Source organism: Rossellomorea aquimaris (genome assembly GCF_000935355.1).
In the GTDB taxonomy this organism is placed as follows: domain Bacteria; phylum Bacillota; class Bacilli; order Bacillales; family Bacillaceae_B; genus Rossellomorea; species Rossellomorea aquimaris_B.
Genome location: NZ_JXZC01000001.1, coordinates 1,381,479 through 1,394,397 on the forward strand (window position 1 = coordinate 1,381,479; position 12,919 = coordinate 1,394,397).

Below are 12,919 nucleotides of genomic sequence, written 5' to 3' on the forward strand. Positions count from 1 at the left end.
ACTACTACGAGAATCGTTACAATTATATGTGTAATCTTGCATTTACATAAGACAACTCTCCTGTAACTGTACAGGAGAGTTATCAACTTACACAGTTTTTAATTGTTCACCAAGATATTTTGCCAGCTCAAGCATCCCGTATTGTCCGTACTTCGACTCGGCATCCTTGTTGTAATTTGTATTGGTGTTCACATCATACGTGTAGATGGTGCCTTCTTTGTCTTGAATGAATTCTATCCCGGCTACATCAATCCGGTTTCCTTTTAAGAATGCTTCGTAGGTTGAAAGGATTTCATGGGAAAAGTTTTCCCTGATTTGGAACTTAGGCTTCTCCTCTTGCTCCCCCACTGGACAGAATAAATCATCGACCTGACAGACATCAGCCGGACATAGTTCAAATCCTTTTGACGTATCCACCTTCACAGCATAAATGAATTTGCCGCCAATGAACTCACACCGTGTAATCGAAGCGTCTGGTGCTTCGATGTATTCCTGGATAAGCGTCGTTCCGTCTAACGGTTCTTCAAACGTATCGCTGGATACATAGTTTTTCAAAGCATCAACTGAATGAAACAGCTGAACTCCCAATCCTTTTCCAGCACGATTATGCTTGGTGATAAAGGATGGTTTATCAAGCTTTTCAGCCGCTTCGATTATTTGCTCTTTTCCAACGGCCGCAATGGTTTTAGGTGTCTTGATGCCTGCAGCGTTCAAGGCCATATACTGATTCACCTTACTCACTTCCAACCGAAGGGCACGGCTTCCATTCAGTACCTTTCTATCATATCTTTCTAACCAAGAAAGAACGCTTTCCGTTAACTCAGGCGCAAAACGATGATTTCGCGTATGGGAAGATGCACTGATTCGATTATAGAAAACACCTTCTGGCGGTTCTGATGATAAATCGACGACTCCTTGATCCAGGAACCATTCCTCATAAGGCAATTGAAGCTCGTCGAGACGAGTCGTTAAATGATTGGTCCAATCACTGTTTTCATGAATAATATGAATTTTTTTCACGATCATTACCCCATTTGTCTGTAGGATTTAAAATAGTCACACAACACAAAGTAATCCTACTATAAAAGTAGGATTTAGGTCAATGATCATGAATTCACCTTGTTTTTCTTTCGGTTCTCATTTGAATTTTCATACCACTTTTGGTGAACTGCTCACCCGGTCTCTGGAAATCTTGTCTAAGGGAAGGTTTTTGATCATCTTTCAAAATATCCCTGATTTCCTGTAAGACCTCAAGGTTCGTCGTTTGCTTCACTTTGTACTGCTTCTCTCCGCCTTTTAAGCGGTTGACCACCTTAATCATCAGAAAAATGCTCATGGCAACGAGTAGAAAGTCTACAAGGGCTTGAAGAAACTTCCCCAATTCAATCACCTCTGCTCCAATTCGAAGGTGCAGGCCTTCTAAATTAATGCCGCCAAATAAAACTCCGATTGCCGGCATCATCATGTCTTGAACGAGTGACTCAACTATTTTCCCAAACGCTGAGCCTATGATGACCGCAATCGCTAAATCAACGACATTCCCCCTTGAAATGAATTGTTTGAATTCAGACCACATGATACATTCACCTACCGCTTCACTACTCTTACCATATGGCAGAAACAAATGAGTTATGAAGACAAGGTCAAAAAAGTCCTAAACAAGATATTTCCCTACTATAACAAGCAACACAATAAAAGCAACAACGCCCATTAAAATGATCAACTTTTGTTCATCTTTATTCCCAGGCATCCTTTTCTCCTCCTCTAATCCCTTGAGGAACTTATACGGTCCCTCTTTCCAATAATGTCGTTTCCAGTAGCACCGGTTGAGGATTCCCATTTTCAAGAAATAGTTTAAACGATTCTTCCCCCACTTTTCGTATCGGGACTTCAAAGGACGTAATGTCCATTGCATCGGCAATGGGATGATTATCGAAGCTTAGTATAGCCAAATCATCTGGTATCCTGATTCCTCTTTTACCAGCCTCTGTCACCATACCGGCTGAAACCTGATCACTCGTTACGATAAGGGCTGAGGGTTTTTCTTTCTTCTGTTCCCAAGCTTTTACCACCTCTCTCCCATCTTGAAGATGATAGCAGTCATTGAAGATCCACTCTTCACGCACTGGATGTCCGGCAGCTTCTGAGCTATCGTAGAACCCCCGTATCCTTTCCTCGCTATTCGTCCCGAAAGTCCTGTTCAAGCACAGGCCGATCCTTGAATGACCCTTTGAATAAAGGTATTTGAGTCCATTTCTTATTCCCTCGTAGTGATTGATGAACACCTTTTTATATGTGGGATCGTACACATTTTCACAAAAAACCACATTGGGACCGATGAATGGGGCAAGTACATCCAGTGAATTGGAGCGCGACGTCAGGATCAATCCATCCACTTCCTTCATTTGCATTCGATGAAAGGCGTCAAGTTCCGCTCCCCTGTCATAATTCGTTTGGAAAAGCTGAAGATGGTATCCATGTTTCAATGCTTCCCCTGCTATTCCTTGAAGAATCTCTCCGAAGTAAGGTAGGTTCAAATACGGCAAAACAACTCCTATACTATAGGTCTTGCCTTTGGATAAATGGACAGCGTTTGCGTTTTTTATATAATTTAATTGCTCGACGGCCTCGAGAACCTTTTGACGTTTTTCTTCTTTCACATAAGGGTGTTCATTTAATACCCTTGAAACCGTTGAAACCGAGACTCCCGCAAGCTTCGCGATACTGCGAATATTTGTCATACTCATACCCCTCGCTAGATATTCTGAATGGCCCCTACTGATTGTGCACAAAACTCAAATAAAACGCTTGCTCTGAAACGCGTTTCACACTTTAGAGTTAATCGTGAAAGGGGCCAGAATGGCATTTCCAATCCCTAAAACATGATAAGGAGGCTATACTATGCTCGGCATTTTATACTTACCCGTTCTCTGTGCCATCATCATCGGAGGAAGCTACGCTGCATTAAAGCCCATCCATTTCTCTGATCCCCGCGATGAAGAGGATCCATTTGAGCACATATACAACAATAAACTTAAATTATAGCCTGCCCTCAATGAAGCAGGCTTTTATTTTACCCATTTCACTGCCCAGACCTGGACGGCATCCATCACCTGCTCTAGTTCTCTACCTTTTTTCGTCAGGCTATAGAGTACCTTGACCGGCTTTTCGTCGAGAACTTCCCTGAACACTATCCCATGGTCCTCCAATTCCTTCAACCTGTCAGTCAACACCTTTTGACTGATAGTTGGTATTTCTTCATTTATATCTTTAAAACGGCATGTTCCTTCAAATAATACCTTTATAATCATACCGATCCAGCGCTTCCCTAATAATTCAAAGGCAGAGGCGTATTTCGGACAAAGTTTTGTTTCCATTTTCATTCACACATCCTAAATCTTTAACCCTTGACGCAAAATAAAACGTCGGTTATATTGTTCATATTGCTTATACACTTACAAAAAGTAAGTAACATACAAATATATACCATATTATAACACTTTTTTAAACATCAAGGAGGCTTTATCATGGATAATTTCTTTCAAGTAGTCGATGAACGACGCTCAACGAAAGTGTACGACCCTCAAGTGGAGATCCCCCACGAGGAATTAGTCAGCCTGCTCGAAACAGCAGGGAAAGCTCCCTCTGCCTGGAATCTTCAACAGTGGAAATTCCTTGTATTCGATCATAAAGAAGTTCAAGAACGACTACTTCCGATTGCCTATCACCAGCAGCAAGTACATGATGCATCTGCCGTTGTGGCTATACTTGGTGACTTGGAAGCCAATAAGAACATCGACCCTGTTTTTGACCCGGCCATTGAAAAAGGGGAAATGACGGCTGAAATTAAAGAGGTCCTGAAGAAACAAATCAACGGGGCATACAGCCGTGACGAATACCCACGGGACGCAGCATTCAGTAATGCTTCCCTTGCTGCCATGCAATTCATGCTTGCTGCGAAGGCGAAGGGCTGGGATACTTGCCCGATCGGCGGCTTCAATCCGGCAGCTCTCACAAGCGAATTCAATGTGTCGGAGCGTTATATCCCGATCATGCTGATTACGATTGGGAAACCGCTTCAAAAAGCACGTAAGTCAGATCGTTTAGATATCCGTAACTTAATTGATTGGGCAGAATAAGCTTATGAAAAAGCCGCATCCGAGGGGATGCGGCTTTTTCAATCCCTTAAAAGAGCACGCTCTTTTCAATCTGCTTCATTTCATAGAAGTATCCTTTTGCCTTCATTAGCTCTTCAAACCCTCCTGCCTCCACAACCTTTCCTTGATCCATGACGATGATTTGATCCATTTCCTCAAGTCCTGTCAAGCGGTGACTGATCAGGATCAGTGTATCACCATCCGCTTCTGTATAAAGATGATTAAAAATCTCTCTTTCCATCAAAGCATCTACAGAAGATGTCGGTTCATCGAGCATCCATAAGGTTGATCCTTTCAATAGGGCCCTGGCAATCGCTAATCGCTGCTTTTCTCCACCAGAAAGATTCTCGCCTTTTTCTAATACGGTGTCCTCTAAAGAAAAGTGATCCAACTTCACTATTCCAAGTGCCGATTCCATTTCCCCGTCTGTCAGATCATCACGCACCAGCATAAGATTTTCCTTCATTGTGCCGTAGAAGAAATGATTTTCTTGAAGAACCACATTGGCATGCTCCCATAACGACTCTTTATCGATATCTTTCATTGAAGCATCATTCACGAAAATCGATCCCTGATCCGCTGAGTAAAAGTTTAATAACAATTGAAGCAATGTGGACTTCCCTGATCCCGAAGGTCCCACGATCGCCGTTTTCGAGCCTGCAGGCAGCTCAAGACTCACCTCTTCCAATGCCTTTCTTTCCTCTCCGTCGAAGGAAAAGCTGACATCCTTCATGCTGAATGATGGAGCATCCCCATCAAGAGTCCCGCATAATGAAGGTCCGTCCCTCTCGATGCGTTCTTCGGGAAAAACAGAAGAGAGTCTGGCTGCCGCTCTTCGTGAATCTTCATAGTGTATAGGCAGAATCGCCATTGGTGTGGCATTTTCGAATACGGTTAAAGAGATCATGACAAGCATCGCAAGATATATTCCATCCATTTGACCTGCCCCGACTGAATAAGCTCCTAAAGCCAAAACGATCCATGAAATGAGCTGGGAAACCAGGATGTTCGTTGAATGACTATAGAGAGAATAGATGCTCTCCCGTTTTTGCTCGCTCACATATCCTGCTGCTGCTTGAACAAGACTTTTCTCTTTGTCCTCCAATCTTTGATATATTTTCAGATCTCTGAATCCATAAAGAAATTCAGTTACCTCTGTGGATAAATCCCCTCGTCTTTCCCGTAAGGTCGTTTCTATTTTTCTCTGTTTAAAAGCAAAATAAGCCGGGACCATAAATCCCGTCAACAGAAGCCCCCCAATAAGGATCAATGCAACAGAAACAGAATAAAACATCGTAAACAAGATCGTACTTAAGAACACCATCACCAGGATAATCGGTGGATAGAAGACACGAAGAAAGAAATTCTGTAAACTCTCTACATCTCCTACGATTCTTGAAAGAAGATCTCCACTTCGATATCGCCCGAAAATCCCCGGCGCCAGCGGCTCGATTTTTTCATAGATGGAAACCCGCAAGTTCGAAAGAATCGTGAACGTAGCCCGATGGGAGAAATAACGTTCCGCATACCGGCTTAATGCCTTCGTGAAACCGAACAGCTTCAAGAGAGCAATCATTACCGTCAGAGCATAAAGAGGTACCTCCAAGGCCGCTTTAGAAATTAAATAGCCACTGGAGGCAAATAGTCCGACCGAGGTTAACCCGGCCAAAAAGCCAAAAAGAATAGAATACACCATATCCTTCTTTTCCTTCATCATCAGCCTTACGACAAACCCTAACTCTTTCATCTAACGTTTCACTCCTTGCTGTACAGTCACCATATCACGATAGTGAGAAGTAGACTTCATTAATTCCTCATGATTTCCTATGCCCGCTAATCTCCCATTTTCCAAAAACAAAATTTGATCCGCTTCACGAATTGTATGAAGACGGTGAGCTACTGTAATCACTGTTGAATTCTTTGATAATTCCTGTATGGATGATTGCAGTATCCTCTCCGTTTGAAGATCCAATCCCGTTGTCGGTTCGTCGAAGAGAATAAGAGCCGGCTTTTTGAGAAAAGCCCTGGCTAAGGCCATTCGCTGTTTTTCTCCACCAGAAAGCCCTCTCCCTGCTTCACCAATCGGGGTCTCATATCCTTTATCGAGACCTGCAATCATTTGTGAGATTCCTGCTTTTTCAGCAGCGTATTCAATCTCTTCCAGGGTGACACCCTCTCGTCCGCCAACGGCAATATTCTCGGCAATCGTGCCCGAGAATAAGTAAGGATTCTGTGAGATATAACTTAGTTGATCAAACCAGTCTCTCTCCCCATAATCACTTCTCGAAAGTCCATCCACTAAAATGTCTCCCTCAGAGGGGTTCAGAAGACCTGATAAAAGGTGAAGGAGCGTAGTTTTTCCTGCTCCACTTTGTCCGACGATCGCCACTTGGCTGCAGGAAGGAAAAGCAGCCGTAATTCCTCGAAGATTAAATCCCTTATCCCCGTAGGAAAACCCTGCATTACATAGGGTAATTGTAGGAGGAGTCCCACTCTTTTCAAACTTCTTCTCTCCCCATTTTGCTGGTTGATCCTTCTCTTCAAGCTCTTCAAAGACCTTCTTACCGGCTCCCATGCTCCCGCGCCCGGTATGAAAGGCATGCCCCAGCTCTTTTAATGAAAGATAGAACTCTGGTGCAAGAACGAGAACAAAGAATGCTGTGAAAAATGAAATACTTTCAAAGACGACTAATCGAAGCCCCACTTCCAGGGCAATCAATCCAATGCTTAACATTGAGATGAACTCTAGCATCAAGGAAGATAAGAAGGCAGTCTTTAACACTTCCATCGTGGCTTCACGAAAGTCAAGGCTGGCAGAACGTATCCCCTCTTTTTGTTGCTCCCCTCTCCCAAGTAGCTTCAAGGTAGTCAACCCTTGCAGGGTATCGAGAAATCGTCCCGAAAAAGCCGTCAGCCTATCCATTTGCTTCTCGGATTTATTCTTTGTCATGACTCCGATAATCGCCATAAACAAAGGAATGAACGGAGCTGTAATCACCATGATCAGACCCGTATACACATGCTCAGTAAAAATAGTCATTAAAAGGATCAACGGGACAATCGTCGTTTGAATTCTTTGAGGTACATACTGACTGTAATACCCGTCCAAACCATCGACTGCATCCATCATCGTACTGACCTTTTGTCCCGACTGACCTTGAATGGATGCTTGAAGTGGATTTTTTGCCCACTTAATTAATAGCCGTTTTCTCAAATCACTCTTTACCTTCGAAGCCATCCTGATTCCTGTTCGTCCGTTCACATAAGAAAGTGCTGCCCTTCCCACTAGAATAAGGAGCAAAGCACCAAGCATTGGGAGGATGTCTTGAAACAGAGCTCCCTCTATAAACATTTTATCTACAATGCTGACCAGCAAATAAGCTTGTCCAATCACGACTCCTCCCATCATAAGGGACGTTCCGTAAAGGGTCATCATGGATGATTTCTGCTGTTTAGCCATTTGATTAAGCTCTTTCATAACTTATCTCAACTCCAAAAGATAAAAAGTTAGTGAAACATTTCACAAATCAATATCTCTATTATAGTAAACTTGTTCCCTTCTTGCATCTTTTAGGATTGACCTTTTTATGACAATTTAAGAATACAGGCAGATTTGAATGCGGTGTGAGGGGATAATTTACAATTAAATGTCTCATCAATTCATAGGAAATATGGATACTTCATTTGAAATCAACTTTTTCAATGGATTTGTGGCGATATCAAGGTCCGGTACTTCATTGATGTCCTATCGAATCCAGCCGAAATCATCAAAAATCCGGCCGGTTTTCTGGATAATCCGGCGGAAATCATCAATAATCCAGCCGATTCTAACGAAAATCCAGCCGTTTTCTTAATTAATCCAGCCAATCTACAAAAATTGTAAAATAGCCAATTAAAAAAGAGAGGCCGTTTGCTAAGCGAACGGCCTCTCTTTTTGTTTTGTTATTCCCGCACTTCATATCTTCAATAAATCCTTCGTCACCCGCTGGATGATCTCCGGCAGTACCGAGAATGTGTAAGGCTTATACACTCTCTCTGTCCACTGATGCCCATCCTTTCCATATACTCCTATATTAATAGAAGGGATGTTCAGCTTGCGGATCATTTCGATAGGGACAGGATACAAATGATCGATCAGTGGCAGGTTCTTTTTAAAGACCTCGATATCCTCGTCTTCTTCATGAAGAGAGAGAAAACTGCCATCTGCGAGATAAGGGAAAAACCGTTTAATGATGAATTCTTCACCGGTTTCATTTGCTATATCGTTTAAACATGCCCCCAATACTTCCCGTACCTTTTTGCCATACTCATTTTCTTCATTCACAAAGTTGTGAGGCAAAAATGGAGGTGCGAAAAAGATGATCACCCTGGGTGTTCGATCGGGATCCAGATGCTGCAATGCTTCCACCATGGTATATGCAATCGTTCTTCTATCCTCCCCCTCCATATCATGAAAGATCTTTTTCATGACAGGATCCGGATCGATGCCTCTTTCCTTCAGCCAGAAGATATACTCCCGTAACGTCAGCACTTCTACTCCCCAAGAAAACTCCCTTTCAGGGAAGCCATGATAGCTCCGATACTCTTCAAACTGTTTTTTACTCCGTTCTTCCAGTTCATTTACTGCCTTTAATGCTGCCTTCTTCATATCGTAGAGTACTTCCCGTGCGGTTCTCTCGTATACAAAATAGTTGAAGTATAGAGAGGCGCTAAGAGGGGTTTGGACATTATACGTATGCTTATCATCCTTGAAATACAAGCAAGATGGCGGAAGCGTGAATTCACCTGGTATATCCTCCAGATAATCTAAGTTCTGATTGATTTCGAGATTGATTTTGGAAGCGATCACAGTTGGATCGATGGATGTCAGCACATCCCCTACATGCGCCTCTCTTCCATATATATAGAAGCTTGGCAGAAGCTTTCCTGCAGCACCCGTGTAAATATATCGTTTACAGTCCCCGTCATAGATCGGAGAGATGAAATCCGTATTGATCGCTGCCAAATAATCAAAGCCCTCTTTCTTTAAACGATAGAGATCACTTAAAGCAGTAATCATTCCGGCATGTTCACTTTCTTCGTCACCATTAAATAGGAAGAGTAAATTCCCATCTGGGGTTGCTTGCTCCGTATGGTGTAAAAGGTTGGCAATGTGGACGGCGATCCCGCTCTGCATATCCAAAGCCCCTCTTCCAAATAGCCAGTTTCCAGATAGTGCATCATCCCTTACCTTTTCCTCTCCTTCATAATCCATAAAGAATTTCTGAAGAAAGTCGGGATCATGAGCCATATCTTGAAGTGCCCCATAATCATCCGTCCCCACCGTATCATAGTGGGCATGGAATAATACAGTTTTCGAGGACGTTCCTTCCACAAGGGCAAACACGTTTTTCCTCCCTGTCGGATCGTTCGGGACTTCTTGAAGCCAGACTCGGTCAGGATGCTCCTGAAAATAAGGAAATGAGGAAATCATTTCATATATATACTGGGCTTTTTCACGTTCGCCTGTTGTTCCGTTATAGCTTTTCAGAGCGACTAAGGATCGTGTGATCAGTTCAATCTGCTCAGAGATTGATTTGTTTTTCAATTTTGTATACACGTTAGTACCGCTCCTTTCCGTAAGAGATGTCACTTTTTCTTGGTAAATCGTTTATTGCCTGGGCATTATAGAGACTGATTCTTCTATAATTGATAACATCTTATCGAAAACGAAAGGGGTTTGGAAGGGGTTTCAATATATTTTCTTAAAAAAATTTCGGTTTTTCCTATTGAAATCCAACCTATTACCGAATATTATAGAAGTTGCGTGTTTTTAATGTTCGTTTTTATTGGAGGTATTACCATGTTTAAATTGAAGGAACACGGCACTGATCCTAAAACTGAAATACTGGCAGGTATTACAACATTTTTAACGATGGTTTACATCGTCGTTGTGAATCCCATTATTTTGGCTGATGCAGGTGTCCCATTTGACCAAGTCTTCTTAGCAACCATTATTTCAGCCGTAGCCGGAACGTTATGGATGGCCTTGTTCGCAAACTACCCGATCGCCATCGCACCAGGGATGGGATTGAATGCTTACTTTACGTACTCAGTAGTCGGGGCGAATGATGATATTTCTTATATCGTTGCGTTTTCTGCCGTTTTTGTAGCAGGGATCATCTTTATCATTCTCTCTTTAACACCGTTCAGAAAAAAATTAATCGAAGCCATTCCTCAAAATCTAAAGCACGGTATAACAGCAGGAATCGGTTTATTTATTGCTTTTATTGGATTACGATTGACTGGCCTTATCCAGGCTCACCCTACCAATCTGGTACAGCTTGGGGATCTGCATTCATCCTCGGCGATCTTAGCGTTGATCGGGTTGGCTGTAACACTCATCCTCATGGTGTTACGTGTCCATGGAGCTTTATTTATCGGAATGATTGTCACTGGACTCGTTGCATTTTTCACGGGAGAATTGTCATTTAAGGAGGGGTTTGTCGCTCTCCCACATCTTCCAGAAGGATTGATCGTAGCAAATCCGGTAACTGCTTTTGCTGATGTCTTCCAGTATGGATTATATGCGGTTGTCTTCTCTTTCTTGCTTGTGACCATCTTTGACACAACAGGAACAATGATTGGAGTGGCTCAACAAGCAGGTCTTATGAAAGGCAACACAATGCCAAGAGCACGTGAAGCACTTCTCGCGGATTCCATTGCAACGACTGTTGGAGCGATGTTTGGAACAAGTCCTACGTCCGCTTACATTGAATCTTCAGCCGGTGTTTCCGCTGGAGGAAGAACAGGATTAACAACATTAACCGTTTCTGTGTTGTTCATCGCCGCTGCATTCTTCGGACCTCTTGTCAGTGCCGTATCAGGAATTTCAGCCATTACTGCTCCCGCACTTATCATCGTCGGAAGCCTTATGATGGGAAGTATCTCCCAAATTAAGTGGGATCAATTAGATGAAGCCTTCCCTGCGTTTTTAATCATCCTGAGCATGCCATTAACATCAAGCATCGCAACTGGAATTGCACTGGGATTCATTTCTTATCCCTTATTAAAAGTAGTAAAAGGACAATGGAAGCAGGTACACCCACTCGTGTATATCTTTGCCGTCCTGTTCTTCTATCAGCTGGCATTCCTGCCTCATTGATTTTATATCGATACTCGAAAGACCGTTCACCATGAACGGTCTTTTTTCATCTTCTCTTTCTATACATATTTTAGCCCTTAATACACCACTCTATGATTATATGGAGGTGATACAGTGTCTGAATATAAGGAAACCTTATTAGTTAACTATGATATGGAAGAAAATATCCGTTACATTGAAAAAATGTTCACTTACCCTGTTAACCAAGATTTGAACAAAAGAGAATTAAATATACCAACCATAAATAAAAAAGCTGTTCTGTATTTTTTAAATGGGATGTATAACAATGACTTCCTTGAAAAAACACTGATTCCTTCTTTTGAAAATATAGATAACAAGGAAAACGTTTCGGATTCTCTTCTAATTCTCCTAAAAAACAACATACCTTCGTCTTCCATTGATTCTGAAGTGAACCTGCCAAAATTGGTGAATGGGATTCTTATGGGTAATACCATTCTTCTGATTGAAGAAGTGTATGTCGCATTCGTGATCGGTACGACTTCTTTTGAAAAAAGGAATGTAGACAAGCCTCAGGACGAAAATGTCCTGAAAGGCCCGAAAGAAGCATTTGTGGAGTCGATCAGTACTAACATTTCACTCATTCGCAAACAACTTCGTTCAAGTAATTTATTGACGGAATATATCCAAGTGGGTGAAAGGGGTATCAGTAATATAGGGTTACTGTACATGAATGAAATCGTAAATCCTGCATTATTGGAAAAAGTAAAAAAGCGCCTGGAGCAGATCACAACCGATGAAATACTAAACTTGGGCATTTTGGAACAACACTTGGAAGAGCGTCCTTATTCAATTGTGCCTACTATATTATATACAGAAAGACCCGATCGGGCAGTTTCATTCCTAAGTGAAGGTCATGTCATTTTATTAATGGATAGTTCACCGAGTTGCCTGGTTCTTCCCGTAACTTTCTGGTCTTTCTTCCATACCCCTGAAGAACACTATTCCAGATGGATATATGGAAACTTTTCACGTCTATTAAGGATCATCGCAATCTTCATTACTGCCCTGACACCTGCCATCTATATTGCAGCAACGAATTATCATGTTGAAATGCTACCGACCGATCTGGCATTAGCCATCTCCTCCACACGAGAAGAAGTCCCCTTTCCGGCCATTTTGGAAGTTTTACTCCTTCTTGGTTCATTTGAATTGATCCGGGAGGGGGGAATTCGGGTACCAACTCCAATTGGACCGACAATTGGGATTGTAGGGGCATTGATATTGGGTCAGGCTGCAGTTGAAGCAAGTATTATCAGTCCCATCCTTGTGATAGTCATTGCCATTACTGGTTTAGCTTCATTTGCGATTCCTAACCTCTCCCTTAATTATATGGTTCGTATGTCCACTTATATTTTTCTACTATTCGCGGGCTTATGGGGCTTTTTTGGAATTGCGGTCTGTTTGACCGTCAGTATCGGATACTTGACCTCCATCACTTCTTTCGATGTCCCTTTCTTATCACCCATGGCTCCCCATTATGCATCCTCTAGTGACATGGTATTCAGGAGAGTAGCTTGGAGAGAATGGATGCGTCCCAAAAACCTATGGCAAACGGATACTCAGCGTATGAGAAAACCAGAAAGGAGAGAATAAGTTT

The 12,919-nt window shown here is 42.4% G+C and carries 11 protein-coding genes; 4 read left to right on the forward strand and 7 right to left on the reverse strand.

The genetic code is table 11. The features are described from left to right. Nucleotides 1-87 precede the first annotated feature (87 nt). From TV75_RS06905 to TV75_RS06915, 3 genes are all read right to left on the reverse strand, one after another. Nucleotides 88-1,020 carry an ATP-grasp domain-containing protein gene (locus TV75_RS06905; protein ID WP_044337877.1) on the reverse strand — a complete coding sequence of 311 codons (933 nt, stop codon included), beginning with the start codon at nucleotides 1,018-1,020 and terminating at the stop codon, nucleotides 88-90. Between the two features lie 94 nt (nucleotides 1,021-1,114). Continuing rightward, on the reverse strand, nucleotides 1,115-1,576 hold the full coding sequence (gene mscL, locus TV75_RS06910; RefSeq protein ID WP_044337878.1) for a large conductance mechanosensitive channel protein MscL: 462 nt from the start codon (nucleotides 1,574-1,576) through the stop codon (nucleotides 1,115-1,117). A gap of 205 nt (nucleotides 1,577-1,781) precedes the next feature. Next, nucleotides 1,782-2,741, reverse strand: a complete 960-nt coding sequence (locus TV75_RS06915) for a LacI family DNA-binding transcriptional regulator (RefSeq protein ID WP_044337879.1) — start codon at nucleotides 2,739-2,741, stop codon at nucleotides 1,782-1,784. A 160-nt stretch (nucleotides 2,742-2,901) separates the two neighbouring features. Here TV75_RS06915 and TV75_RS21785 point away from each other — a divergent pair, with 160 nt between their 5' ends. Next, nucleotides 2,902-3,045: a hypothetical protein gene (locus TV75_RS21785; RefSeq protein ID WP_156142331.1), complete on the forward strand. Its 144-nt coding sequence runs from the start codon at nucleotides 2,902-2,904 to the stop codon at nucleotides 3,043-3,045. Between the two features lie 23 nt (nucleotides 3,046-3,068). On the opposite strand, the gene TV75_RS06920 is transcribed toward TV75_RS21785, so the two are convergent. Beyond that, a complete protein-coding gene (locus tag TV75_RS06920) occupies nucleotides 3,069-3,383 on the reverse strand; it encodes a winged helix-turn-helix transcriptional regulator (protein ID WP_437176698.1) in 315 nt (104 codons plus the stop codon). 144 nt (nucleotides 3,384-3,527) lie between these two features. Between TV75_RS06920 and TV75_RS06925 the strand changes: the two genes are divergently transcribed. Next, nucleotides 3,528-4,139, forward strand: coding sequence for a nitroreductase family protein (locus TV75_RS06925; protein ID WP_044337880.1), 612 nt, complete (start codon nucleotides 3,528-3,530; stop codon nucleotides 4,137-4,139). Nucleotides 4,140-4,185: 46 nt separating this feature from the next. Here TV75_RS06925 and cydC read toward each other — a convergent pair whose 3' ends face one another. The 3 genes from cydC to TV75_RS06940 form a co-directional block, all read right to left on the reverse strand. Then, nucleotides 4,186-5,904, reverse strand: a complete 1,719-nt coding sequence (gene cydC, locus TV75_RS06930) for a thiol reductant ABC exporter subunit CydC (protein ID WP_044337881.1) — start codon at nucleotides 5,902-5,904, stop codon at nucleotides 4,186-4,188. Further along, entirely contained in the window at nucleotides 5,905-7,635 is a 1,731-nt protein-coding gene (cydD, locus tag TV75_RS06935; protein ID WP_044337882.1) for a thiol reductant ABC exporter subunit CydD, read from the reverse strand. Between the two features lie 477 nt (nucleotides 7,636-8,112). After that, on the reverse strand, nucleotides 8,113-9,756 hold the full coding sequence (locus TV75_RS06940) for a M20/M25/M40 family metallo-hydrolase (RefSeq protein ID WP_044337883.1): 1,644 nt from the start codon (nucleotides 9,754-9,756) through the stop codon (nucleotides 8,113-8,115). A 243-nt stretch (nucleotides 9,757-9,999) separates the two neighbouring features. On the opposite strand from TV75_RS06940, the gene TV75_RS06945 reads away from it, so the two are divergent. Together TV75_RS06945 and TV75_RS06950 are read left to right on the forward strand one after the other, a co-directional pair. Beyond that, nucleotides 10,000-11,301 (forward strand): NCS2 family permease, encoded by a 1,302-nt coding sequence (locus TV75_RS06945; RefSeq protein ID WP_044337884.1) that lies wholly within the window; start codon nucleotides 10,000-10,002, stop codon nucleotides 11,299-11,301. Nucleotides 11,302-11,415: 114 nt separating this feature from the next. Further along, nucleotides 11,416-12,915 carry a spore germination protein gene (locus TV75_RS06950; protein ID WP_044337885.1) on the forward strand — a complete coding sequence of 500 codons (1,500 nt, stop codon included), beginning with the start codon at nucleotides 11,416-11,418 and terminating at the stop codon, nucleotides 12,913-12,915. Nucleotides 12,916-12,919 lie beyond the last annotated feature (4 nt).

Coding starts and splice junctions, on each gene's coding strand:
- mscL (WP_044337878.1), bottom strand. CDS start 1,576: ATGTGGTCTGAATTCAAACAATTCATTTCAAGGGGGAATGTCGTTGAT.
- TV75_RS06915 (WP_044337879.1), bottom strand. CDS start 2,741: ATGACAAATATTCGCAGTATCGCGAAGCTTGCGGGAGTCTCGGTTTCA.
- TV75_RS21785 (WP_156142331.1), top strand. CDS start 2,902: ATGCTCGGCATTTTATACTTACCCGTTCTCTGTGCCATCATCATCGGA.
- TV75_RS06920 (WP_437176698.1), bottom strand. CDS start 3,383: ATGAAAATGGAAACAAAACTTTGTCCGAAATACGCCTCTGCCTTTGAA.
- TV75_RS06925 (WP_044337880.1), top strand. CDS start 3,528: ATGGATAATTTCTTTCAAGTAGTCGATGAACGACGCTCAACGAAAGTG.
- cydC (WP_044337881.1), bottom strand. CDS start 5,904: ATGAAAGAGTTAGGGTTTGTCGTAAGGCTGATGATGAAGGAAAAGAAG.
- cydD (WP_044337882.1), bottom strand. CDS start 7,635: ATGAAAGAGCTTAATCAAATGGCTAAACAGCAGAAATCATCCATGATG.
- TV75_RS06945 (WP_044337884.1), top strand. CDS start 10,000: ATGTTTAAATTGAAGGAACACGGCACTGATCCTAAAACTGAAATACTG.